Origin of the sequence: Halomonas sp. R57-5, from assembly GCF_900070345.1 — a bacterium.
GTDB classification, from domain to species: Bacteria; Pseudomonadota; Gammaproteobacteria; order Pseudomonadales; family Halomonadaceae; genus Vreelandella; species Vreelandella ventosae_B.
Genome location: NZ_LN813019.1, coordinates 2,829,302 through 2,852,663, shown reverse-complemented (window position 1 = coordinate 2,852,663; position 23,362 = coordinate 2,829,302). Strand labels below are relative to the sequence as shown.

21 protein-coding genes and 1 tRNA gene are annotated in these 23,362 nt (G+C 53.5%); 5 read left to right on the top strand and 17 right to left on the bottom strand.

The window, feature by feature from the left end; genetic code table 11:
- Positions 1–22: 22 nt before the first annotated feature.
- The 6 genes from HALO_RS13175 to HALO_RS13150 all read right to left on the bottom strand — a co-directional run bounded on the left by HALO_RS13175 (position 23) and on the right by HALO_RS13150 (position 6,922).
- A complete protein-coding gene (locus HALO_RS13175; RefSeq protein WP_035578975.1) occupies positions 23–757 on the bottom strand; it encodes an RNA methyltransferase in 735 nt (244 codons plus the stop codon).
- A gap of 303 nt (positions 758–1,060) precedes the next feature.
- A complete protein-coding gene (locus HALO_RS13170; RefSeq protein WP_035578978.1) occupies positions 1,061–1,366 on the bottom strand; it encodes a hypothetical protein in 306 nt (101 codons plus the stop codon).
- 121 nt (positions 1,367–1,487) lie between these two features.
- Positions 1,488–3,146 (bottom strand): group II intron reverse transcriptase/maturase, encoded by a 1,659-nt coding sequence (gene ltrA / locus HALO_RS13165; RefSeq protein WP_035583339.1) that lies wholly within the window; start codon positions 3,144–3,146, stop codon positions 1,488–1,490.
- Between the two features lie 1,032 nt (positions 3,147–4,178).
- Positions 4,179–5,822 (bottom strand): chaperonin GroEL, encoded by a 1,644-nt coding sequence (gene groL, locus HALO_RS13160; RefSeq protein WP_035578979.1) that lies wholly within the window; start codon positions 5,820–5,822, stop codon positions 4,179–4,181.
- Between the two features lie 85 nt (positions 5,823–5,907).
- Positions 5,908–6,201 carry a co-chaperone GroES gene (locus HALO_RS13155; protein WP_027959273.1) on the bottom strand — a complete coding sequence of 98 codons (294 nt, stop codon included), beginning with the start codon at positions 6,199–6,201 and terminating at the stop codon, positions 5,908–5,910.
- Between the two features lie 235 nt (positions 6,202–6,436).
- On the bottom strand, positions 6,437–6,922 hold the full coding sequence (locus HALO_RS13150; protein ID WP_035578982.1) for an FxsA family protein: 486 nt from the start codon (positions 6,920–6,922) through the stop codon (positions 6,437–6,439).
- 182 nt (positions 6,923–7,104) lie between these two features.
- Here HALO_RS13150 and HALO_RS13145 point away from each other — a divergent pair, with 182 nt between their 5' ends.
- The gene (locus tag HALO_RS13145; protein ID WP_035578984.1) at positions 7,105–7,866 is read left to right on the top strand and encodes an SDR family oxidoreductase; all 762 of its coding nucleotides are present in this window, start codon (positions 7,105–7,107) and stop codon (positions 7,864–7,866) included.
- A gap of 81 nt (positions 7,867–7,947) precedes the next feature.
- Here HALO_RS13145 and HALO_RS13140 read toward each other — a convergent pair whose 3' ends face one another.
- The 3 genes from HALO_RS13140 to HALO_RS13130 all read right to left on the bottom strand — a co-directional run bounded on the left by HALO_RS13140 (position 7,948) and on the right by HALO_RS13130 (position 10,021).
- Complete coding sequence (locus HALO_RS13140) at positions 7,948–8,934, bottom strand: hypothetical protein (protein WP_035578987.1); 987 nt, start codon at positions 8,932–8,934, stop codon at positions 7,948–7,950.
- Between the two features lie 51 nt (positions 8,935–8,985).
- Entirely contained in the window at positions 8,986–9,615 is a 630-nt protein-coding gene (locus tag HALO_RS13135; RefSeq protein ID WP_035578989.1) for a hypothetical protein, read from the bottom strand.
- 321 nt (positions 9,616–9,936) lie between these two features.
- Positions 9,937–10,021 (bottom strand) — tRNA-Leu (locus tag HALO_RS13130).
- A gap of 83 nt (positions 10,022–10,104) precedes the next feature.
- Between HALO_RS13130 and HALO_RS13125 the strand changes: the two genes are divergently transcribed.
- A complete protein-coding gene (locus tag HALO_RS13125; protein WP_035578992.1) occupies positions 10,105–10,809 on the top strand; it encodes a ComF family protein in 705 nt (234 codons plus the stop codon).
- A gap of 54 nt (positions 10,810–10,863) precedes the next feature.
- Positions 10,864–11,838 (top strand): serine/threonine protein kinase, encoded by a 975-nt coding sequence (locus HALO_RS13120; RefSeq protein ID WP_035578993.1) that lies wholly within the window; start codon positions 10,864–10,866, stop codon positions 11,836–11,838.
- Between the two features lie 36 nt (positions 11,839–11,874).
- On the opposite strand, the gene HALO_RS13115 is transcribed toward HALO_RS13120, so the two are convergent.
- Entirely contained in the window at positions 11,875–12,441 is a 567-nt protein-coding gene (locus HALO_RS13115) for a hypothetical protein (protein WP_050713508.1), read from the bottom strand.
- A 359-nt stretch (positions 12,442–12,800) separates the two neighbouring features.
- Between HALO_RS13115 and folE the strand changes: the two genes are divergently transcribed.
- Together folE and HALO_RS13105 are read left to right on the top strand one after the other, a co-directional pair.
- Positions 12,801–13,352 carry a GTP cyclohydrolase I FolE gene (gene folE, locus HALO_RS13110; RefSeq protein WP_050713507.1) on the top strand — a complete coding sequence of 184 codons (552 nt, stop codon included), beginning with the start codon at positions 12,801–12,803 and terminating at the stop codon, positions 13,350–13,352.
- A gap of 119 nt (positions 13,353–13,471) precedes the next feature.
- Positions 13,472–14,929: an NAD-dependent succinate-semialdehyde dehydrogenase gene (locus tag HALO_RS13105; protein ID WP_035579000.1), complete on the top strand. Its 1,458-nt coding sequence runs from the start codon at positions 13,472–13,474 to the stop codon at positions 14,927–14,929.
- Between the two features lie 111 nt (positions 14,930–15,040).
- Here the strand turns inward: HALO_RS13105 and purH are convergent, their stop codons facing one another.
- From purH to dsbD, 7 genes are all read right to left on the bottom strand, one after another.
- Positions 15,041–16,639, bottom strand: a complete 1,599-nt coding sequence (purH, locus tag HALO_RS13100; RefSeq protein ID WP_172821675.1) for a bifunctional phosphoribosylaminoimidazolecarboxamide formyltransferase/IMP cyclohydrolase — start codon at positions 16,637–16,639, stop codon at positions 15,041–15,043.
- 69 nt (positions 16,640–16,708) lie between these two features.
- Positions 16,709–17,074: a DNA-binding transcriptional regulator Fis gene (fis, locus tag HALO_RS13095; RefSeq protein WP_035579003.1), complete on the bottom strand. Its 366-nt coding sequence runs from the start codon at positions 17,072–17,074 to the stop codon at positions 16,709–16,711.
- A complete protein-coding gene (gene dusB / locus HALO_RS13090; RefSeq protein ID WP_081899069.1) occupies positions 17,071–18,108 on the bottom strand; it encodes a tRNA dihydrouridine synthase DusB in 1,038 nt (345 codons plus the stop codon). The genes fis and dusB overlap by 4 nt, the downstream gene beginning before the upstream one ends.
- A gap of 126 nt (positions 18,109–18,234) precedes the next feature.
- Positions 18,235–19,149 carry a 50S ribosomal protein L11 methyltransferase gene (gene prmA / locus HALO_RS13085; protein WP_035579004.1) on the bottom strand — a complete coding sequence of 305 codons (915 nt, stop codon included), beginning with the start codon at positions 19,147–19,149 and terminating at the stop codon, positions 18,235–18,237.
- Between the two features lie 100 nt (positions 19,150–19,249).
- Positions 19,250–20,590, bottom strand: a complete 1,341-nt coding sequence (accC, locus tag HALO_RS13080; protein ID WP_035579006.1) for an acetyl-CoA carboxylase biotin carboxylase subunit — start codon at positions 20,588–20,590, stop codon at positions 19,250–19,252.
- A gap of 31 nt (positions 20,591–20,621) precedes the next feature.
- Positions 20,622–21,095, bottom strand: a complete 474-nt coding sequence (accB, locus tag HALO_RS13075; RefSeq protein ID WP_035579007.1) for an acetyl-CoA carboxylase biotin carboxyl carrier protein — start codon at positions 21,093–21,095, stop codon at positions 20,622–20,624.
- Between the two features lie 348 nt (positions 21,096–21,443).
- Entirely contained in the window at positions 21,444–23,318 is a 1,875-nt protein-coding gene (gene dsbD / locus HALO_RS13070; protein ID WP_035579009.1) for a protein-disulfide reductase DsbD, read from the bottom strand.
- Between the last annotated feature and the right edge of the window lie 44 nt (positions 23,319–23,362).

Below are 23,362 nucleotides of genomic sequence, written 5' to 3'. Positions count from 1 at the left end.
TTTTTTATAGCTATTCAATACTTCACTGTTTAGGCAGATGGCTTTCAAACGCGCTTAATAGCCCTCGCAGAAGCGAAAGTTCTTTGCGGCTGGGTTGGGCGCGGGCGAAGAGGGCTTGAAGCTGCTCTTCAGTGCGGGCATGTGGCTGGGTTAAAAAGCCGCTCTCCTGCATTAAGCGACCCAGATGCGCCTGAAAGTGTAAGAACTGTTCGCGGCTGGGCGGCGTTGCCTCCAGCGGGCGCTGATAAGCAAAGCCGCTATCCTCACCTTTACGCCAGGCGCGGTGCACTTCGTAAGCCAGTATCTGTACCGCCTGAGATAAATTTAGAATGCCGTAATCAGGATTGGCGGGAATGCTGACTTGGTGCGTGCAACAGCGAATCTCATCGTTAGTCAGCCCCGAGCGTTCACGCCCAAACACTAGCGCTACCGGCGCCGTTTGCGCATTCTGAATGACGTCTGCCGCCATATCATCGGGTTCGTCAAAATGGGGCAAGGGTAGGCTACGTAGTCGCGCGCTGGCMCCGACTACCTGAACACAATCGTTAACGGCTTCCTCCAGCGAGTTAACCACGCGGGCGCTCTCTAGAACATCAGTGGCGCCTGCCGCTAGTCGAGTTGCTTCTTCATCGGGAAACAGACGTGGATTAACCAGCACCAGCTCGGTTAAACCCATGGTTTTCATGGCTCGTGCCGCAGCGCCGATATTGCCGGGGTGGAAGGTCTGAACGAGTACGATACGGATATGCTGCAACATGCGCTGGTTTTGCCCTATAGCCTTATAAAAATCCGCGCTGATAGTACCACGTTCGCTCTACCCGATGGGGCAAGGAGATATTGGGTTGCAATGAATCTAGTGATCTTTCAAAACGCAACAACCCCGCACGAGGCGGGGTTGTTGGTGACTGCATTGCAACTAGTAACAGCTAGCAGTCTTGAGCAGAGGGCTCAGGGGTGCATGTCGGGTAGCAGAGACGCATTGCTACGTCTCCGCCCCCTAAGAACCGTACATGCGAGTTTCCCCGCATACGGCTCAAGCCTTTATAAGCCCTTTTAAGCTTTAAGGGCCAGCGACTAGTCTTTGAGGATCTTTACCTGCCCAACTGATTGAAACGCTATAACGATCCGTTGTAGTTGAGAGTTCTGTCACATAACCCTTTTCTTGCAGAAATGAGACAAACATCTTTAACGTACTCTGGTCGACAGTGTTTAGATTTCCACTTAAATCCGGCGCCAAACTAGTTGAGCCGATTGAAGCATAATTTCTAATTTCCCTGTCAGCCAGAGATAACAGCTCGCCAAGGTCTTTTTGGGTTGAGCCTGCAATTTTTCTTGCTTCACTTGCGGTAATAAAGTCATCAGTCATTACACACCTCATCAACAAGATCATAGCTACTGTCTTAATTTACAGTTTTTATGATTGATTGTCAATATATCGTGCTTTATTAGACAGAATCTACCACATGTAGAGCGTTATAATTGCATTATTAAGTAGCCCTCGAATGCCACTGCCGATGGCAGTTAGGGTGTAACAACACTAAATTACTCAGCTCGTCACCGCCACCTTTATGCCGTTCCATCACATGGTGAACATTCCAGCCCGTTTCCCAGGTGATAACACTACGGCACATCGGGCAGCGTTTACCTTGCCGAGTCCAGAGCGTTTGCAGTTTCTTACGACCTTTCGTCGACGACTTCCAAGAACGCTCCAGCCTGTCCTCAAAATACTGCTCGTCTCTAGGGTCATAAGGGTTCGCTTCCGCCCTGATCTTAGTATGTCGCACAATTGGGATGTCCTTACTGCTCAACAACCTCACTGGCTTGCCGGGCAATAAGGTGCTTTGGAAAACCCAGTTCTCGCTTTTGACTGAGTGAAAATACTTCTTTTTCACCCAGCGTTTTTGACGATTACCGTGACGCCGACAGCTCCAGCGCCACAAGAGTTTCCAAACACGGTAGTCAACATAGCCAAATGTCTCCTTGGCCACGACATGACGATGATAGTTAGCCCAACCGAGTAGGACTGGATTGAGCTGCTTTATCAATATGTCTTGTCGTGACGTACGGTTCACTTTGACGATGTCCTTGATTTTGCTCAGGTGTCTTTGCAGGTTCTTACGGCTAGGCTTAATCAACAGCTTACCGTTGTATTTCCGCAGGTTCTGCCCAAGAAAATCAAATCCTTCTGTAATGTGCGTGACCAAGGTTTTGCTGGTCGACAATGTTAGTCCGCGCTCTGCCATGAAGGCAGTAACGACAGGTAGAACATCATTTTCTAACAGCTCTTTTGAGATGCCAGTAATGATGAAATCATCGGCGTATCGCACATAATTAACTTTGGTCTTGTAGCTGGCTTTGGTATTTTTCTTCCCAAAATGGGATTCCAACACTTTTTCCAGCCCATCAAGCGCCAAGTTGGCTAATACCGGAGAGATAATCCCACCCTGAGGTGTTCCTGCCTCTGTCGGATACAGTTGTCTGGACTCCATGAATCCCGCTTTCAGCCACATCTTGAGTACGTGCTTGTCCATAGGGACGTTAGCTAGTAGCCAGTCGTGACTGATATTGTCAAAGCACCCCTTGATATCGCCTTCCAGCACCCATTCAGCAGAGTGATTACGGCTCAAATTGACAAAGCATTGCTCTATCGCATCGGCCGTTGAGCGCCAGGGACGAAATCCATAGCTATTACGATCAGCTACCGTTTCCGACACTGGTTCGAGCGCCAGCAAATATAGTGCTTGCATGGCTCGATCCCGCATCGTAGGTATCCCTAGTGGGCGGCGTGAGCCGTCCGTTTTGGGAATATAGACACGGCGTAGTGGGGCAGGGCGATAGCCCTTCCTTTTTAGCCTGCCTAACGCTAACCACTTGGCTTGTGGAGTACTCCACAATTCACCATCAACACCGGGCGTTTTCTTGCCCCGGTTTTCAGTGACACGTCTAACGGCCAATGTTCTGGCCGCAAACGAGTGGGTAAGTAGTCGTTGCAGGGCTTTCACCTTGCGCCAACGTTTTTCCCGAGTCGCCTTCGCGATCCGCACTTGTAGCCCTCTCACCTGCCTATTAACGACAGACCAATCAATGGTGTGCCAGCTTTCGGGCGGGTGGGAGAACGCAGGTACTTGGTTAAAGTCAGTACTCATCTTGCTATCCTCCGAAATGCCGATAGGACGACCCTCGGAGAACAAATACATTAGTCCCTTGCGGGAGTGTATTTGCTCCCGCAAGGGTATTGGTAAGGCTCTGGAAGAGCCTATACCTTTATCGTCATGTCTGCATGAAGAGCGCTTTACAGCACTATCACACGATTAAAGACCAGTTGGACGTGGGCCCCGTTTCCGGTAGAGGAACGTTTAACCTCTTATCCATCCCGTTACAGGATGGCATTCGCTTTTTCCAACATCCTAAGCCTGCACCTCCTACAGCATCGATTGCTCTTTGCCTGCCCAAGAAGGGCGGAGATACAGGGTTTCCGAGTTCCGTGTCGATGACATGAGTCACTTAGGTTCTGCCAATACACCGAAGGCTGAATAGCAACGTATCCCCAGATGTAAGAGGGATAGCTAGCCTTATACCTTTTGGTCAGAGCGCATCAGCAGCTTGCGCTCATTGCGGCTGACGGTGCTTTTTAGCAGTTCACATAAGTTAACCATATGACTCAGCCTAGCCTCTCAACCGCCTGCTACTGGCGGTATCCTTGATCCACCTCACGATGAAATTCAAGCCCTTATGGGGAGTACATTGTCAGGAAGCTTCGAACCCCGCCGTTACCAGCGACGCACTATCCCTAGACTACCGTTGGTTGCACAACGGGTTCCTCTCGCTATCTCGTCCAAGTTACTTTTGGACAAGACAACGTGGAACAATCATCAGACACAGCTTCACACCGGCAGGTGCTTAGCTTTCTTTAAACGTAGATATCCCCGTTGCATCACAGCTTGAAGATTTAAAGCTGCTTCAACGTGTATCCTTCATAGGAGGGGTACAGGCTTAAGCCAATACTCGCGATCGAATACTCCATTAAGGAGTCCCGATACCCGAGCTGGTGTTCAGCCCGGATATCGGGTTTATAGAATGCTATTTTCTGCTGGAAAAGGGGCACTTACCTATTTAAAGTAAGTGCTCCCAGAGGACGTAACCCAGCCAGGCTAGCTACCTGCGCGACTCTCGTCGCACTACATCATGCCGCCCATGCCACCCATTCCGCCCATGCCACCCATATCGGGGGCTGAGTCTTTCTCTTCCGGATCTTCAGCGATCATGCACTCGGTGGTGATCATTAGACCGGCAACCGAACCAGCGGACTGCAGCGCAGTACGGGTAACTTTCGCCGGATCCAGAACGCCCATTTCGAACAGGTCGCCATATTCACCGGTTTGAGCGTTATAACCGAAGTTGCCGGTTTCATCTTTCACGCGGTTGATGACCACAGCGGGCTCTTCACCGGCGTTAGCAACGATTTGACGCAGCGGAGACTGCATAGCGCGTAGCGCCATGTTGATACCGTGGTTCTGGTCTTCGTTGTCGCCCGTCAGGCCTTGTACTTTTGCCATAACGCGAACCAGTGCGGTACCACCACCAGGTACGACGCCTTCTTCAACGGCTGCACGAGTAGAGTGCAGGGCGTCTTCAACGCGGGCTTTCTTCTCTTTCATTTCCACTTCGGTGGCAGCACCGACGCGGATAACGGCAACACCGCCTGCCAGTTTGGCAACGCGCTCTTGCAGCTTCTCTTTGTCGTAGTCAGACGAGGTGTCTTCGATTTGCGCGCGGATCTGGTTAACGCGTGCTTCGATATCGCCTTCTGCACCAGCGCCATCGATGATGGTGGTGTTCTCTTTAGACATGGTCATGCGCTTAGCGGTACCCAGGTGATCCAGGTTCGCTTGCTCAAGCGTCAGGCCTACTTCTTCAGAGATAACCGTGCCGTTGGTCAGGATAGCGATATCCTGCAGCATGGATTTACGACGGTCACCGAAACCAGGCGCTTTAGCAGCGGCTACTTTAACGATACCGCGCATGTTGTTCACAACCAGTGTTGCCAGTGCTTCGCCTTCGATATCTTCAGCGATGATGGCTAGCGGCTTGCCTTGTTTAGCAACGGCTTCGAGAACCGGCAGCAGCTCACGGATGTTKGAGATCTTTTTATCCACTAACAGGATGTAAGGATCTTCCAGTTCAACCGTCATGGTGTCCTGGTTGGTAACGAAGTAAGGAGAGAGGTAGCCGCGATCAAACTGCATACCTTCAACAACTTCGAGTTCGTCTTCAAAGCCACGGCCTTCATCAACAGTGATGACGCCTTCTTTGCCAACTTTTTCCATCGCTTCGGCAATGATTTCACCGATGCGCTTGTCGCCATTAGCAGAAATTGTGCCTACTTGAGCAATCGACTTGGTGTCAGTGCAGGGGACAGACATTGCTTTGATTTCTTTGACGGCAGCGTTAACGGCTTGGTCGATGCCGCGCTTAAGATCCATCGGGTTCATGCCCGCTGTCACGCCTTTCAGGCCTTCAGCGATAATGGCTTGGGCCAGAACTGTAGCGGTAGTGGTACCGTCACCTGCAGCGTCAGAAGTCTGTGAAGCGACTTCTTTAACCATTTGGGCGCCCATGTTTTCGAACTTGTCTTTCAGTTCGATCTCTTTGGCGACAGAAACACCGTCTTTAGTAACGGTGGGGGAGCCGAAAGATTTTTCCAGTACTACGTTACGGCCTTTCGGGCCGAGGGTAACTTTTACCGCGTTGGCGAGAACGTCGACACCGCGGGCCATGCGTTTACGAGCATCATCGGAGAACTTAACTTGTTTAGCTGACATATCTGCTACTTCCTAATATTGAATGCAAAAACGTGAAAGTAAATAGTCGAAGCACTGGTTAAATAAGTACCAGCTGCAACGATGCTTAGCCTTCAACAACGGCAAGAATATCGGCTTCGCTCATGATCAAGACTTCTTCGCCGTCGATTTTTTGCTTCTCGACGCCATAGCCATCTTTAAAGATCACGTTATCGCCAACCTTAACGTCTAGCGGACGGACATCGCCATTTTCCAGAATGCGACCATTACCGACGGCGAGTATTTCACCGCGTGTCGGTTTTTCTGCTGCATTGCCCGGAAGCACGATGCCGCCTGCGGTTTTTTGCTCTTCTTCAACGCGACGGACGATGACACGATCGTGCAAAGGACGGATATTCATTCACGTTCTCCTGAGTATGGTTGAAGCCCTGATAAGGGCGGTTAGCTAAAAAGTGTTCTCGAGGGATTAACCCGCGAGAGGTGAAGACTTCACAGTCTTCATTGTTAATGGCAGCTACCGTTTAGATCGCCGCCGAATTTGTGTGCTGAATGAAAAATGGGGGCTGCGGATGACCTTTCAAGGGGGCGGGTAATAAAAAAATTGCTTTTTCGTTGATTTTCTACCGAGGGAAACCTTAACGACGGCGTCGGGGCTCATCTCGACTGATAAAATCTCCCTCAATCGGGCCATCCTGTTGTGACGATTGGCGATTTTGATTTTGATTAGTCTGGTCTGATGAATCACTCGGGCCTGGCTGTTGCCCGGCAATTTTTTTAAGCCCCAGCCAGGTTAGGGCCTTGAACATCAACTGGCGTGCGCTGGGAATTAAGCACGCCAAGCCTAGCGCATCAGACAAAAAGCCTGGTGCCATTAATAAGGCGCCGCCAAAGATAAGCGCAGCGCCGGTTAATAGCTCGCTGGAAGGGATTTCACCGGCCTGCATGCGCTGGCGTGCCCGGGCAAACGTGGAGACACCCTCTTTGCGAATCAGGTGTAGCCCGACAAAGCCGGTGCCGAGCACCAAAAGTAGCGTCGTGAGCAGGCCAATCTGGCTGCCAATCGAAAACAGAACCACAAAATCAAGTAGAGTGAAGAGTGATATGAAAATAAGGATTGGCATGGCTAACTCCTAGCAAAAGCGACTCGAAAACCGTCGTAATTGCGTAATATGGTGACATAAATATAAATAGCAAGCAGCTAGCATGGCGTATTTCAGCGCTGATGGAGCTCGATTTATACCAATAATTCTTCTATGCTGCAGTGCACAATGACGCTGGTTTAATCTGTTGTAAGGAGTCACGAATGGTACTTACCGATAAAGTAATTGCAGTTACGGGTGGGGCGCGTGGGTTGGGGTATGCCATGGCGCTCCGGTTGGGCAAGCATGGCGCACGCATGGCGCTATTGGATATGAGCACTGAAGCGCTTGATCAGGCGGTATCGCAGCTTTCCGCTGAAGGTATCGATGCTCAGGCGTTTGTGGTCAACGTCGCCGAGGAGGCTTCTGTAACTCAGGCGTTTGCCGATATAGCACAACGCATGGGACCGATCAGCGGCTGTGTTAATAATGCGGGCATCACCCAGGATGCTCTGCTGGTAAAGGCCAAAGAGGGGCAAGTGGAAAAACGCATGTCCTTAGAGGCGTGGCAAAACGTCATAAATGTTAATTTAACTGGCGTTTTCCTATGTGGTCGCGAGGCCGCTACCCAGATGATTGAAGCTGGGCATGAAGGTGTGATCGTCAATATCTCGAGTATTTCCCGGGCGGGCAATATGGGGCAAAGCAACTACGCTGCCGCTAAAGCGGGCGTGCATGCGCTGACAGTAACTTGGAGCCAGGAGTTGGCTCGCTATGGTATTCGTACCGGCACCGTAGCGCCTGGGTTTGTAGCGACCGAAATGACCGCTGCGATGCGCCCTGATATGTTGGAGCGTATCTCGTCAAGCGTGCCGTTAAAGCGTTTGGGTGAGCCGGATAATATTGCCCAAAGCGTCGCCTTTATTATTGAGAACGACTACTTCACCGGACGCATCATTGAGTGCGATGGTGGGTTGCGGCTATAGGGTTGTCATTGAGGCCACGCAGGGATTTGCTAAATAAGTAGGCGGCCCACTAAGGCCGCCCGCAAGGAATGCTTCATTAGCTTAAAAATAGTCGCGGCTGATTTTGCGTTGAAAGTACATCTCCAGACGCAGTGTCATTGCCCAGCGTGGGTCGTAGCTAACGTCGCGCTGGAAGTGTAGCTCTGGGATCACATCGGCGAATAAAATGCCTTTATGAATATCGCGGCGGTAGCGGGTTTGTAGGTAGTAATTGGTCATGCGCGGATTTGAGGCGCTTTCGCCGATGGCTATCGCCGAGTAGCGCAGTGCGCTGCGCCGGTTGATGCGGTGATTGATTTCGGCAATTTCACTGTACTCCAGCTTGTCCTCTTCCTCGCGCCACTGAACTGTCGTTATAAAGCGTAAGTGGCGGCGTTCGCTCAACGGCCGGCCGACATCCCAGCGAGTGCGCGCTGAGTAGCCTTCATTATTGAACCATGAAACGCGGTTATTCGATTCAAGTTGCCACGGCCCTTCGCCCAGTTGCCACAGGCGCTCGCTGGTAAAGCGCACGTAAGGGTCAAGAGGGAGGCGCAGGCGAACACCGGCACCTACTCGATTACTCCAGTTTTCGCGTTTATCGCGGCTTTCTAGCCAATCCAGGCCTAATGTAGAGCTGCGACGGTCACGCTGATCATTGGCAAGGCGTCCAGAACCTTGCTCTTCTAGGGTGCCCTGTGACTCTTCCGGGTCACTCTCGATCACCAGTCGCAGACGATCCTCGGAGGTAGGCAGGTCAATACGGTAACGAAGGGTGGTGTCGCCGCGGGTACCGTCGCCCTCCATCCAGTCAATCTCTTGGCCGAAACGAAGATAGGACTCGTTATTGACCTGCATATGGTCGTCAGTGCCAAAGAACCCATCAATGCGGCGTGACGTGTTATCTACCCAGTTGCCGACGCTTTCACGAAACGGCTCAATGCGCTCTTCTGCCCACTCGGGTAAGTCACTATCCTCCTCTTCAGCATACACATTCGTCGATACCGTCGTGAGTATGCCAAGCCAACAGAGGGTTACAAGTTTATGCATAGTGGGTAGTCTCGGTAATGGGGCGCGTTGCCGCTTAGCATTAGCGTTGATTCAGCGTGCTTTGTGGGTCTCGATCTCTTTCGCCCACTCCAGAACACGCTTACGTTGGCCTCGGTTATTGAGTCGATCCGTATCGACGCTCGCCGGGATAAGCTGGTGATTGGGTGATGCGTTCAAGTCAAGGTTAAAGGTTCGCGATGCGCCGGTAGGCATATCCTCGGATCCGTAAATGGCGATAACGCGAATTTCAAGTTGTATGTTCTGCTCTTGCAACAGATTATCATCAATTTCCCAATAATCTTTAACTTGCTTAACAATATCGCCAAACGATTGAATATTTAGGTAATCACCGGAAGCTAGCGGGCCTTGATGAGTGCGATAGTCGGCTTCTTGATGTTTGCCACCATGCTGCTGATACTCTACTACATCCAGGGAGTAGCTGCGTTTTTGGGTGTGTAAAACCGCTACCAGGTGCTGTACGTAGATCGCTTCACTGCTCATATTGCTGATTAAGCAGATAGCGTCCACGCCAATTCCCTTGCCGCGATTAATAATCACGCGAGGACGGCGTTGCCGTACGTAACCGTTATAGAGCAACTGGGCGTAAAATACCCACACGAAAAGCGTGCAAATGCTCGCTACAGCTGAAATTGCTTGAGCGTTATCGTTGAGCCATTCCATTATGTGAGATCCTTCTCATGTTATTAGCGATAATCTCTGTAGAGGGCTTTTAGGCAATAGCCATCTAGGGAAGCTTCGGCGCGTTTTTTTGAAGCATTATTTAGCATAGAGACTAGCGGAAAAGCGGGGGCAAGTCAGGGGTAATAGAAATAAATTCAGTAGATGACAAGCACACAAAAACATGGCGATAAGCCATTTATGTTTTTTAATTTAAGGGGGGATGCTGACAAAAAGCTAGTAATATAATGCCTGAGACAGGCTATATAATGACTAATTCAAGGGGGTAGGGTAACTCTAATATCTTGAAAACTAACAAGTAATTGGTGCGGATGGGGAGACTCGAACTCCCMCACCTTACGGCACTAGAACCTAAATCTAGCGTGTCTACCAATTCCACCACATCCGCTAAGACGAGACGTATAGTATCAAATTTTTGGTGTAAGTCAATCAATGATTTGATATTTATGCAGCTAGCCGTAAGGAGAGGGCATGGCATTAAAGCAGTGGATACAGCGGGGAGGGCATTGGATCAAGCAGGCCATGCCTGGCTACTGCGCATTTTGCCTGGCACCGGCTTTAGCGGGGCAGGGGTGGTGCGCAACCTGTTTAGATGAGCTGCCGTGGAATCTACATGCCTGTCGTCAATGCGGCGACCCTGTCACTCATGGAGCAAGCTTGTGTGGGCACTGCTTAGTTGCCCCGCCGGCATTCTCGACTACTCAGGCAGGGCTGCTGTATCAAGGGGCGATCAAACAGCTGGTGCATGATTTTAAATTTCATGCTTCTCCACGGGCGGGCATGCTATTAGCTGAATTGATGCTATTAACCCCACCGGCCACCCAGGGTAGCGTGCTGTTGTCGGTGCCTATGACCCCTGCACATGCCCGCACGCGAGGGTTCAACCAATCGAGCTGGTTGGCCGAACAGCTTAGCCGCCAGCTTGGAATTCCCATGGTATCTGCCAAACGGATAAAAAACTCTCCATCCCAGCGCACCTTGAATCGCCGTCAACGGGCCGCCAACCTGGCGGGTGTCTTTGTATTTGAATCACCGCCCCCGGCACATGTGGTCATGGTGGATGACGTGGTCACCACTGGCGCCACTGGCCATGCATTGGCGTGCGCTGCACTCGATGCGGGCGCAAAGCGCGTTGATATTTGGGCGGCCGCGCGGACACCGTTAGGCAAGGATTGATAGAATAGCCCTTTCGTTGATTCAACAGCCTTTTTGCCAACCCAGGAGTGACCGATGTCACACCCGTTTAGCTCTCTTTCGCCTGATTTAGTGATGTCTGCAGTGGAGTCGCTGGACATTTGGCCTGCAGGTGAGCCTTTTGCGCTAAATAGCTATGAAAACCGTGTGCTGATGTTTCGTGATGACGACGGTAAAAACTGGATCGTTAAGTTTTATCGGCCAGACCGTTGGTCGGATAGTGCGATCCAGGAAGAACACGATTTTCTGCAGGAGCTGGCTGATCAGCAGGTGCCGGTCGTTGCCCCTTGGCGTGATAAGGCGGGTACGTCGTTACACTATTTTAAAGCCTTTCGGTTTACGCTGTTTCCCCACTGCCCCGGCCAGGCGCCGGAGTTGGATAACCCTTCGCACCTGTTTGCCATGGGGGAGTTGCTGGGGCGGTTACACGAAGTGGCGGCTAAAAAAACCTTTCAGCACCGCCCGCGATTAGAGATGGCTAGCGGTATTCTTGATGCTCAGCAGCGCGTGCTGACCAGTCATTGGATGAATCGTCATCAGCGCCGGGCCTATGATGGTGTGATAGAGAAGGTGTATCAGCAGCTTATTAAACATGACGTGCCTGCTAGCAGTATGATTCGATGCCATGGCGACTGCCATTTGGGCAATGTGCTGGGGCGTGACGAGCACTTTACGCTGGTCGATTTTGACGACTGCACCATGGCCCCTGCCATGCAGGATATCTGGATGCTACTGCCCACCGATGACCCTCAGGGGTGGCGATCCTACTTGAGTGAAATTACCGAAGGGTATGAAGAGACGCGCCCATTTCCTACCGAGCAGATGTCGCTTATTGAGCCGCTTAGAAGTTATCGGCTGATCAGGCACTCAGCGTGGCTGGTATCACGCTGGGACGATCCTGCTTTTCCACGAGCGTTTCCGTGGCTGGCGGACAGCGGCTATTGGGATCAGCATATCCGCCAATTAGAGCAGCAGTGCCTTCAGTTAGACAATCCGCGCTGGTTGGCATAGCTGCCCTTGATATACCAACAGCATCCAATCAATTACCTACTCAACTTCCGGGTCAGCATCTTCACGCGGTATGGGATTTGCGACCCCTTCGCCATTGGCCTGCTGGCGCTGCTGATTAAGCGCTTCAGAAGGGKTGTCCAGCTCTTCAATCTCAACGGGTTGGTTCAGCGTGAGAAGGAATGGCTGGCCTGGGGAGAGGGTGCACGCGGCATCCTCGCAGGCAATGCCGTATTGACCATCTTCGCCATAGGCGCTGGCACTAAATTCACCGGTGAAGATATTGCTGTCAGCGTCGTGTGTTTCAATGCACGTTGCTTCTTGGGTGGTCACGCGAATACGCTCATCGACCCGTTGCGCGCTGCCTACAATGACACAGTATTCGGGTAAAGAGTGCGAGGCGCTGGCGGCTTGAGTAGGGTGCAGCAAAATATCGTTCAGGCGCGCTTGGTTTGACTCAAACGCAAGCTCTTCAACAACTTCGACGCCGACGGTTGCTTCATTGGGCAGAGAAAGCGTGGCTTCAGAAGCTATGGCCACTAGCGGCGTAGCAAAAAAGGGGGCCACGAGGGCGGTTAACCAAAAAGGCGTTGGCTTAAATGACATGGCGAGCTCTCAATGTGGGCGCCTGCAATAAAGGCAGTAAAATAAAAACGCTTAATTATATCACAGGCCCCTAGGCTGCAAAGTTAACGACGCGGCGCTCTGCCGCAGGTAAACGGGCCACAGGCAGCCGAGATGCGGTAAAATACATGCTTTGCTTAATACTCGTTGTGCGGACTCTAGTGAAGGTATATCTTTTGTACAATGTTTGCAGAGGAAGCGTTGTTTAACGTCGCTTCTACAATGGTCTTACTTTTCAAGCGCAAGGGGATAGACCTTGGCAACCGCCTGGACGCGATTGCGCATAGCTTTTGAGATAGTTTTTAAGATGGTTTTTGATCTAGTTTTTGATGAGGCTAAATATGTCCGATGATATCGCTGAGCACTACCGCCAGATAATCTCAGCACTTGGCGAAGACCCTGAACGCGAAGGGCTACGAGATACGCCGAAGCGTGCGGCCAAGGCCATGCAGTTTCTCAATGCGGGCTACACTCAGTCATTGGACGACATTATTAATGGTGCGGTGTTTGAGTCGCAAACGGATGAAATGGTGCTGGTAAAAGACATTGAGCTCTACTCAATGTGTGAGCATCATCTGCTGCCGTTTATCGGCAAATGCCATATTGCCTATTTGCCCAACGGTAAAGTGTTAGGACTGTCTAAATTTGCGCGGATTGTCGATATGTTTGCCCGCCGTATGCAGATTCAGGAGAACCTCACCCGCGAGATCGCCGAGGCCGTGCAGGACGTTACCCAGGCCAAAGGCGTTGCCGTCGTCATTGAGGCGCGACACCTTTGCATGATGATGCGTGGCGTAGAGAAGCAAAACTCCAGCATGACATCATCGGTAATGCTAGGCGGGTTTCGCAGCAATCAAGCGACTCGGCAAGAGKTTTTAATGCTTATTAGCTAAATTTGCCGGTAGTCTGTGGCCACTAGAACACGCCGGAAATTTGGTTTGAAGGGGTGTTTCGTCTTAGCATGAAGACGTTAATGAGCCTAGAAGGCCATCATTTTGGTCAGGAGCCTGTCATGGAAGCGCTTAAAGAAACACAGCTATATTGCCCCTTTGCCTATATTGACGGCAGTTGGGTTGCGGCTGATAGCGGTGAGCAGATTACCGTATTAAACCCGGCCACCGGTGAATCGATTGGCGACATTCCTCGCCTGGGTAAAGCCGAGACCGAGCGGGCCATTGATGCGGCGGATGCTGCACTACCGGCTTGGCGAGCGATGACTGCCCAAGAACGCGCTGATTTGCTGTTGAAGTGGCACGATTTGATGCTGGAGCACCAGCAGGATCTGGCCATGCTGATGACCTATGAGCAGGGCAAGCCACTTAAGGAAGCCGCCGGTGAAATCGCTTACGCGGCCAGCTTTTTACGCTGGTTTGCCGAAGAAGCGCGGCGCGTTTACGGCGAAACGATTCCCGCAGCAAAAGCTAATCAACGTATCGTCGTTACCAAACAGCCGGTGGGGGTTGTCGGCGCTATAACGCCGTGGAATTTTCCCGCTGCGATGATTACCCGCAAAGCCGGGGCGGCATTGGCAGCTGGCTGCACAATAGTCGTTAAGCCTGCTAGCCAGACGCCGTTTTCTGCTACGGCCCTGGCACTGTTGGCCGAACGTGCAGGCATCCCGCGTGGGGTTTTTAACGTGGTGCCGGGTAGCGCTAGCGATATTGCCCAGGCGATGACGCAGTCGCCCAAAGTGCGCAAAATCACCTTCACCGGTTCGACCGAAGTGGGTCGCAAGCTGATGGCCCAAGCGGCGGAACATATCCAGAAAATCTCGTTAGAGCTGGGCGGTAATGCGCCCTTTATCGTGTTTGAGGATGCAGATTTAGACGCCGCCGTGGAAGGCGCCATGGCCGCTAAATTCCGCAACGCCGGGCAAACCTGTGTCTGCACTAATCGCTTCCTCGTCCAGTCCAGCGTGATTAATGCCTTTTGTGAAAAATTAGCGGTCGCCATGAATAGCGAGCTGCATGTGGGGGATGGCACCAAACCCAACATTAATATCGGCCCGTTAATCGATGATAACGCAGTAAAAAAAGTCAGCGAGCATGTGCAGGACGCCATTGATAATGGCGCTGAGCTGCTGCTGGGCGGCCACCCGCATCCGCTGGGCGGCAATTTCTTTACCCCGACGCTGATTAGTTTTGCCACAGACAAAATGAAAGTGGCCCACGAAGAGACCTTCGGGCCCCTGGCCGCTGTCTTCCCGTTTGACGATGAAGAGACTGCGATTGAGATGGCCAATGACACCCAGTATGGCTTGGCGTCCTATTTCTACTCCCGTGATCTTGCCCGCGTATGGCGCGTAGCTGAGGCGCTGGAGTACGGTATGGTGGGCATAAATACTGGCGCCATTTCCAACGCTGCTGCACCTTTTGGGGGGGTAAAAGCCTCGGGGCTAGGCCGCGAGGGTGGTCATCAGGGCTTGGAAGAGTACTTGGAAACCAAGTATCTGTGTATTGACCTTGGCTAAGCTTTATAGCGTCGCTTACTGAAAAGCAACGTAAAAAAAGGAGCGTGAAAAAGCCCCGCTGGCACAGTGCCGGTGGGGCTTTGGCGTTTTTGTAGGCGTTAAAAAATGCCTTTAGKGGCGGAAGTGGCGCATGCCGGTAAACACCATGGCAATGCCTGCTTCGTTGGCTGCATCAATGACTTCCTGGTCGCGCATGGAGCCGCCGGGCTGAATAACGGCGGTAATGCCTGCCGCTGCGGCGGCATCAATACCATCACGGAAGGGGAAGAAGGCGTCAGAGGCCATTACCGAACCGGGAACCGAAAGCCCTTCATCAGCGGCTTTAATGCCGGCGATCTTGGCCGAGTAAACACGGCTCATTTGCCCGGCGCCAACGCCCACGGTTTGGCCCTCTTTGGCGTACACAATGGCGTTAGATTTAACAAATTTGGCTACCCGCCAGGCAAAGGCCAGATCACGCAGCTCCTGTTCGCTGGGCGCACGCTGGCTAACCACGGTCAGATCGTCGCGGGATACCATGCCGTCGTCGCGCTGTTGTACCAGCAAGCCGCCGTTGACGCGCTTAAAGTCCAGCGCTGGCTGCTGCTCACCGGGCCAGTGAGCGCTGACGTCCAACAAGCGTACGTTTTGCTTGTTCGCCACAATGGCGACGGCTTCGTCGCTGACGCCTGGGGCAATAATTACCTCGACAAACTGGCGGTCGATAATCGCCTGGGCGGTTTCCGCGTCCAGCGGCGTATTGAAGGCGATAATGCCGCCAAACGCGCTGGTAGGATCCGTGGCAAATGCTTTGTCATAGGCCGCAAGCGCGGTGGCGCCAATAGCGACACCGCAGGGGTTGGCGTGCTTAACGATAACGCAGGCTGTCTCGTTAAAGGCCTTGACGCACTCAAAGGCGGCGTCGGTATCAGCCACATTGTTATAAGAAAGCGGTTTGCCCTGGAGCATTTTTGCAGTCGCAACGCTGGGTTCGCTAGCCTGAGGGTCTACGTAGAAGGCCGCCTGCTGATGAGGGTTTTCGCCGTAACGCATATCCTGCTTTTTAGCTAGCTGCAGGTTAAAGGTGCGCGGGAAAGCTTCATCGGCAGTCGATACTTTGCGGCCTAGATAGTCAGCAATGGCGCCATCGTAGCCAGCGGTGTGCTCAAAGGCTTTTACTGCTAAATCAAAACGCGTGGCGCGACTGACCTGGCCATCTTGAGCGGCCAGCTCGCCAAGCACTCGCGGGTAATCGCTGCTATTGACCACAATGGTGGTGTAGGCATGGTTTTTGGCGCAGGCGCGAACCATAGTGGGGCCGCCGATATCGATATTCTCGATGGCATCTTCTAGCGTGCAGTCGGGCTTGGCGACGGTGGCCGCAAACGGGTAAAGATTGACCACCACCATATCGATCGGGGTGATGTCGTTCTCGGCCATTACCGCATCATCCTGGCCACGACGGGCTAAAATGCCGCCGTGAATTTTCGGGTGCAGCGTTTTAACCCGGCCATCCATAATTTCGGGGAAGCCGGTGTGCTCAGAGACTTCTTTCACTGGGATGGCATTTTCTTGCAGCAAGCGGAAAGTACCACCGGTGGAGAGCAGTTCAATACCCTGCTCAGTGAGGCCGCGGGCGAATTCCACAATGCCGGTTTTATCCGAAACGCTCAGCAGGGCGTGGCGGACGGGGGTAGCGTTGCGGTCAGTCAGGGGAGGATTATCAGCCATAACAGGGGTATCAGCCTTTAGAGTGCTCGTGTGCAGAGTCGAGAATTAAAAACAACAACGCCCCTGGGTTTATGGGGCGTCACCTTCGATAAGTCCGTATAGCTTGAGTTTCTTGCGCAGCGTGCCTCGGTTCAGCCCCAGCACATCTGCGGCCCGGGTCTGGTTGCCGTCGGTGTGCTCTAGGACGCAGGCAAGTAAAGGCGCCTCTACTTCAGCCATCACCATGGCGTAAAGATCGCTAGCCTGGCTACCGTCCAGATGTTCAAAGTAGCGGCGCATGGCCGCTTCCACGGCCTCGCGAAGGGGCTGTGGCGGTGCGTTAGCCGCAGGATCCGCGAGCGTGCCCGCTAAATGAGCGTTGCTTTTGTAGAAGGCGTCGCTGGAATAAGCGTCGCTGGAGTAGCTGTCGCTAGAGAGAAGATCGCGTTCGGTCATGCAGCATGGCTTCCTTTGGCTAGCAAACGCGTGGCGGCGCCCGGGGCCATCGCGTCGTTGATCCAATCAAATTGCGTCTCAGGTGTCGCTAACGCATTGAACTGCTGCTTAAGCGCGCGCTGTTGAGGCGGCGTAAAGCGTTGGTCATCGCTGAGGTACCAGCCGACATGCTTGCGGGCAATACGCACACCCATGGTGGTGCCATAAAACTCATGCAACGCTTCGACGTGCCCGTGCAGCACTTGGTGGCGCTCCGTAAGGCTGGGTAGCGCCATCCGCTCTCCATGTTGGAGGTAGTGGCTGATCTGTTGAAAGATCCACGGGTTGCCCTGGGCGCCACGGCCGACCATTACGGCATCAGCGCCGGTATATGCGAGAACTTCGGCGGCTTTTTCGGGACTTGTTATGTCGCCATTAGCAATCACTGGGATCGATAGGTGAGACTTGATCTCAGCAATCGTGTCGTACTCTGCCTGTCCAGTATAGCGCTGTTGACGATGTCGGCCATGTACAGCGAGCGATTGAATACCGGCTGACTCGGCGAGCCGGGCAATACGCAGGGCATTGTTTGATTCGGCGCACCAGCCCGTGCGTATTTTTAGCGTCACGGGTATATCAACCGCTGCCACCACCGCTTCAAGAATCTCGGCCACCAGGGCTTCATCGCGAAGTAACGCCGATCCGGCTGCTTTGTTGCATACTTTTTTGGCCGGGCAGCCCATATTGATATCAATAATCTGCGCGCCCAGCTCGGCATTCAAGCGTGCCGCTTGGGCGAGCATGTCAGCGTCGCCACCGGCGATTTGCACCACCCTCGGGTCGGGCTCACCTTGGTGGTCCATGCGCAGCTGAGATTTACGAGTATGCCATAAGCTAGGGTCTGAAGTGACCATTTCGCCCACTACCCAGCCAGCCCCAAGCCGCCGACATAGCTGGCGAAAAGGCCGGTCGGTGACGCCGGCCATTGGCGCAAGCATTACCCTATTAGGTAATGCAAAGGCCCCAATGGTGGGTAATGTATCGATTGAGGTCATGGCGTCAGGCTTTGTTGGTTATCAGCTGTGAGTACTGGTGTGTGAGTACGCTCTGGCGGCGAGTAGGCGTTTCAAGGGGGCGTATGATACGCCTACTCGGTGATGGGGTGAAGGCCAATTGCCGCTTTAACGCGGCCGTACGCCACTAAGCCGCACCCAGCCTTCACGAATCACCGGCTCATCCATAGCGAGCCCCTGGGCCACATAGGCCTCGTAAACCTCATCGGCCTGGTTGGCCAAAATCCCTGATAGCGCAATGCGACCACCAGAAGCCAAGTGGCCGGCAATCATTGGCGCTAGCTCAACCAGCGGGCCCGCTAAAATATTCGCGGTCACGATAGGGTAGCCGCCGCTATCGCTTAACTGCTCAGGGTAGTAGAGGTTTAAATCCGACTCGGCGATACCGTTGCGCTCGGCATTATCGCGGCTGGCCTGTAGCGCCTGGGGGTCAATATCGGTGGCGTCGGCGTGACTAGCCCCCAGCTTGAGCGCGGCGATAGCGAGAATGCCTGAGCCGCAGCCCACATCAAGTACGGGGTGCTGGGCTAAGTGACCGGCTACGGCCAGTTCATCCAGCCACTCAAGGCAGAGTGCTGTGGTCGGGTGCGTACCGGTACCAAAGGCAAGGCCGGGGTCGAGAATCAGGTTGACGGCGTCGGCTTGAGGTGGCTCGTGCCAGCTAGGCACAATCCACAGGCGTTGGCCCATGCGCAGCGGCGTGAAGTCATCCATCCACTCGCGCTCCCAATCTCGATCGGCGAGCAGTTCATACTCTATGGTGGGACAGGGCTCGCCAGGCATCTGTTCGGACCAAGCGGCCTCAATACGCTCCAGCATGCTCTCGACGCCCTCCAGGTCATCGTACAGGCCGGTGAGAATGGTATCTTCCCATAGCGGCGTGGTGCCACGCTCTGGCTCAAATACCGGATCATCGTGGGCGTCCTGAAGGCCAATGGCCGTCGCACCTTCGTCAAGCAGCAGTTCTTCGAGGAACTCTGCCTGTTCGGGAGCGACGTGGGCTTTGAGTTGAAGCCAGGGCATGGAGAGTCTCCGCGGGGCAAATAAAAGGCAAATACAGTAAAGACAAAAACGGGGTGGACATGGCCACCCCGCTGGGCATCAAGCATAGCGCTGGAAGACGTTAACTGCTGAGTTTCTTTTCCAGATAGTGAATGTTGACACCGCCTTGACGGAAATAGCTGTCGCGAACCAAATCCTTTTGCAGGTCGATATTGGTTTTAATGCCTTCCACCAATAGCTCGTCGAGGGCATTGCGCATCCGCGTCAAGGCTATTTCACGATCCGCGCCCCAGGTGATCAGCTTGCCGATCAGGGAGTCATAGTGCGGAGGCACGGTGTAGCCGGTATACAGGTGAGAGTCCATACGAACGCCCAAACCACCCGGAGCGTGAAACAACGTTACCTTGCCGGGCGAAGGCATAAAGGTGCGCGAGTCTTCGGCATTAATCCGGCACTCAAAAGAGTGGCCGTTGAGCTGCACATCCTCCTGGCGAATCGACAGCGGCAGACCCGAGGCAATACGTAGCTGCTCTTTGACGATATCCACGCCGGTGACCATTTCGGTGACCGGGTGTTCAACCTGAACGCGGGTATTCATCTCGATGAAGAAGTATTCACCGTCTTCGTACAAGAACTCGAAGGTGCCCGCACCGCGGTAGTTGATCTTGATACAGGCCTGGCGGCACGCTTCAAGCACCTGGGCGCGGGCATCTGGGTCGAGGCCTGGTGCCGGGGCTTCTTCAAGCACCTTTTGGTGACGACGTTGCAGTGAGCAGTCGCGGTCATAGAGATGAATCGCGTTACCCTGACCGTCGGCTAGCACCTGTACTTCGACGTGGCGCGGCTTCTCAAGGAATTTTTCCATGTAGACCGTGCCATCACCAAAGGCGGCGTGGGCTTCCGTGCGGGTAACGGTAATCGCCGAGAGCAGATGGCCTTCCGTGTGCACTACGCGCATACCGCGACCACCGCCGCCAGAGGCCGCTTTGATGATGACCGGGTAGCCAATGCGACGCGCGGTGGCGAGATTAGTGGCGTCATCGTCACCCAAGGGGCCGTCTGAGCCTGGCACCGTGGGAACGCCTGCTTCCTTCATCGACTGGATGGCGCTGACTTTGTCGCCCATTAGGCGAATCGTCTCGGCGCGGGGGCCAATAAAGGTAAAACCCGAGCGCTCAACCTGTTCGGCAAAGTTGGCATTTTCAGACAAAAAGCCGTAGCCAGGGTGAATAGCGGTTGAGTCGGTGACTTCGGCCGCACTAATCAGGGCCGGAATATTTAAATAAGATTGCGCTGACGACGCCGGGCCAATACACACGGCTTCATCCGCCAGGCGAACGTGCATTAGTTCACGATCAGCTTTGGAGTGTACCGCTACGGTTTTAATGCCCAGTTCTTTACAGGCCCGCAGGATACGGAGGGCAATCTCGCCGCGGTTGGCGATAAGTACCTTGTCCAGCATGGGAGAGTCCACCCGTGTTGAAAATGAAAGATTAAGCGATAACGATCATGGGTTGATCGAATTCTACTGGCTCGCCATCTTCCACCAGGATGGCTTCCACCACACCGTCACGGTCAGCTTCAATCTGGTTCATCATTTTCATGGCTTCAATGATGCATATGGTGTCGCCTTGCTTGACGCTATCGCCGACTTCGACAAACGACTTGGCGCCCGGCGCAGGGCTACGGTAGAAGGTGCCTACCATGGGAGAGTTGACCGCTTCACCGCGGTAGCTAACGCCCTGGGGTTCTGCTTCAGCAGCAGGCGCTGCCGCCGGAGCACCCGCTGCAGGGGCTGGAGCGTAGCCAGGCTGCTGAGCATATTGCGGCATGGGCTGTGGCTGCCACGAGGCGCCATTAGGGTGGCGGCTGATACGTACTGACTCTTCACCTTCCTGAATTTCAATCTCGCTAATATTGGATTCTTCGAGCAGCTCAATCAGTTTCTTAACTTTGCGGATATCCATGGCATAGCCCCATCAATGTCATAACAGAAGATTATGAAAAATAGTCACAGAGCTAACCCTAGCCAGCAGGCAAGGGTGCTGTGCGGCACTTATGTAAGCGCAGTAAACCAAATGTAAAAATGAAGAGAACGCTGCATGTTAGCGAACGTTACCCCGTTCTCACCGTTAAAAAGCAAGTTTTTAGCTAATATGGCAGCGGAGTTTGCCGAAAAAGTGCCAGGATGTCCAGCAACAGCCTAAGTCAACGTCTATATCTGCTTGCCGCTAAGAATTAAACAACTGTTTGACGATGTTCGCTGCAAAAAGCCGTTTTAGCGCTTCAACGTGCTGCTATGACAGGTATTGAAATCAACGGTTCACTAGCCATTGGCTGACTGTTTCGAGATGCTCGTGCAGTTGGTCGGCAGTCACTTCACCTTGGATGCGTGCAGGACGGATCTCTTCMCCCTGGCTAAAAAACAGCAGACTGGGAGGGCCGAAAAGATTGAATTGGTCAAGCAACTCACGACTCTGGGCGTTAGTGTGGGTAACATCGGCGGCGATCAAGGTGTAATTACTTAGCGCTGCGGAAACCTGTGGGTCGGGATAAACATCCCGCTCCAGCAACTTGCAGGAAATGCACCAGTCGGCGGTAAAGTGAACAAACGCCGGCTGATTAGCGCCTTCAGCTTGGGCAATTGCCGCTTCAAGCTCGGTTAAGCTGCTTACCTCAGTAAAGTCGAGTGTTGCTGCTTGCTGCTCGCCGGAAAGGCTGGACGTTGCCGCGAGAGGGCGCAGGGGGTTGCTGCCGCCTTGAGCGGCACCAATTACCAGCACTATTCCCCAGACCAACAGCATTAGCCCCAGCGTTTGGCGTGCCCGCGGCCACCCCTGTGGCTGATTGAAATTTAACGCCCCCAAGGCGAGCGCTGTGCCAAGCGCAAGCGCTGCCCATAGCAACAGCGCAATGGGCGCGGCCACTAAACGCTCGATCATCCAAATCGCGACGCCCAACAGCAAAAGGCCAAAGGCAATTTTCACCCCATTCATCCAGGCGCCCGAGCGGGGCAGCAGCGTGGTACCAAAGGTGCCGACTAACAGTAGCGGTACGCCCATACCCATGCCCAACGCAAACAGCACCGCGCCGCCCATCGCCGCATCACCGGTCGACGAGATAAACACCAGCGCGCCCGCTAAGGGTGCTGTTACACAGGGTGACACCACCAGCACCGAGAGGGCGCCAGCCAAGGCTAAGCCCGCCGGTCCACTGCGCTGTGCTCGGGCCTGCCAAGCGTCGATACGGTTGGCTAGACGGGGCGACAGGTTAAGGTTAAAGGCCCCGAACATGGCCAACGCGAAGAGCGTGAACAGCACGGCAAAGGTGATTAATACCGGGGCTGACTGTAGACGCGCTTGAAGATTAAGCCCGGCACCAAACAATCCCATTAACACCCCGACCAGCGCGTAGGTCAGCGCCATGCCCATTACGTAACTGAACGAGAGTGCAAAGGCGCGAGGGCGGGTAGGGTTTTGACCCACCACGATCGATGACAAAATCGGAATCATCGGCAGCACGCAGGGGGTAAAGGTAAGCCCCAGGCCAGCAATAAAAAACAGCCCCAGCCCTAGCGGCAAGCTGGCATCGCTGATCAAAGCGCTAAAGCGGCTGTCTTCGCTTTGGGGGGCGGCGAAACCATTCTGTTCAGAGGTGTTAGCGGCTGAAGTGTTGGCTGCTGGACTGGATGCCGTACTATCGGCTTGCCAATCGGCAAACTGGCTGGGGGGTTGGGTTTCGCTGGCCTCTAGGGTTGTTTGCTCTGGAGGGTAGCAGAGCCCGGCATCTGCGCAGCCTTGAAAGGTCAGGGCAATATTGAGCGGGCCTGAGTAGGGTGCTTCCAGCGGTACTTCAAACACTACCTGATCGCGGAACACATACACATCGCCCATAAACTCATCGTTGGTAAAGATGCCTTGGGGGATAATGGGGTCGCCGAGACTGACATCCTCCGTTTGGCTGACTACCGCGAACTGGTGGCGATATAGGTAGTACTCATCTGCGATATCCATGCCGATATAGAGCGTATTGCCATCATGCCAAGCAGTCGGCTGAAAGGCTTCCATCACTGGCAAAAATTCGTCTTGGTTGCTAGATGATGAAAACCATTGGGCGTTTGCACTTAGCGGTAGCAAGCCAAGAAAGAAAATCAATAATGTAAACAGGCTCAGGCGTTTAAGAGATAACACGGTGCGTCCTTAATCAATGGCATCGCAATGAAAGGCGAACAGCA

Bases quoted from the DNA above. Each gene is read 5' to 3' on its own strand.
- HALO_RS13170 (WP_035578978.1), bottom strand. From the start codon at position 1,366: ATGACTGATGACTTTATTACCGCAAGTGAAGCAAGAAAAATTGCAGGC.
- HALO_RS13150 (WP_035578982.1), bottom strand. From the start codon at position 6,922: ATGCCAATCCTTATTTTCATATCACTCTTCACTCTACTTGATTTTGTG.
- HALO_RS13140 (WP_035578987.1), bottom strand. From the start codon at position 8,934: ATGCATAAACTTGTAACCCTCTGTTGGCTTGGCATACTCACGACGGTA.
- HALO_RS13155 (WP_027959273.1), bottom strand. From the start codon at position 6,201: ATGAATATCCGTCCTTTGCACGATCGTGTCATCGTCCGTCGCGTTGAA.
- HALO_RS13135 (WP_035578989.1), bottom strand. From the start codon at position 9,615: ATGGAATGGCTCAACGATAACGCTCAAGCAATTTCAGCTGTAGCGAGC.
- ltrA (WP_035583339.1), bottom strand. From the start codon at position 3,146: ATGAGTACTGACTTTAACCAAGTACCTGCGTTCTCCCACCCGCCCGAA.
- HALO_RS13120 (WP_035578993.1), top strand. From the start codon at position 10,864: ATGTCACACCCGTTTAGCTCTCTTTCGCCTGATTTAGTGATGTCTGCA.
- fis (WP_035579003.1), bottom strand. From the start codon at position 17,074: ATGACCGAACGCGATCTTCTCTCTAGCGACAGCTACTCCAGCGACGCT.
- dusB (WP_081899069.1), bottom strand. From the start codon at position 18,108: ATGACCTCAATCGATACATTACCCACCATTGGGGCCTTTGCATTACCT.
- accC (WP_035579006.1), bottom strand. From the start codon at position 20,590: ATGCTGGACAAGGTACTTATCGCCAACCGCGGCGAGATTGCCCTCCGT.
- HALO_RS13145 (WP_035578984.1), top strand. From the start codon at position 7,105: ATGGTACTTACCGATAAAGTAATTGCAGTTACGGGTGGGGCGCGTGGG.
- prmA (WP_035579004.1), bottom strand. From the start codon at position 19,149: ATGCCCTGGCTTCAACTCAAAGCCCACGTCGCTCCCGAACAGGCAGAG.
- accB (WP_035579007.1), bottom strand. From the start codon at position 21,095: ATGGATATCCGCAAAGTTAAGAAACTGATTGAGCTGCTCGAAGAATCC.
- HALO_RS13105 (WP_035579000.1), top strand. From the start codon at position 13,472: ATGGAAGCGCTTAAAGAAACACAGCTATATTGCCCCTTTGCCTATATT.
- HALO_RS13125 (WP_035578992.1), top strand. From the start codon at position 10,105: ATGGCATTAAAGCAGTGGATACAGCGGGGAGGGCATTGGATCAAGCAG.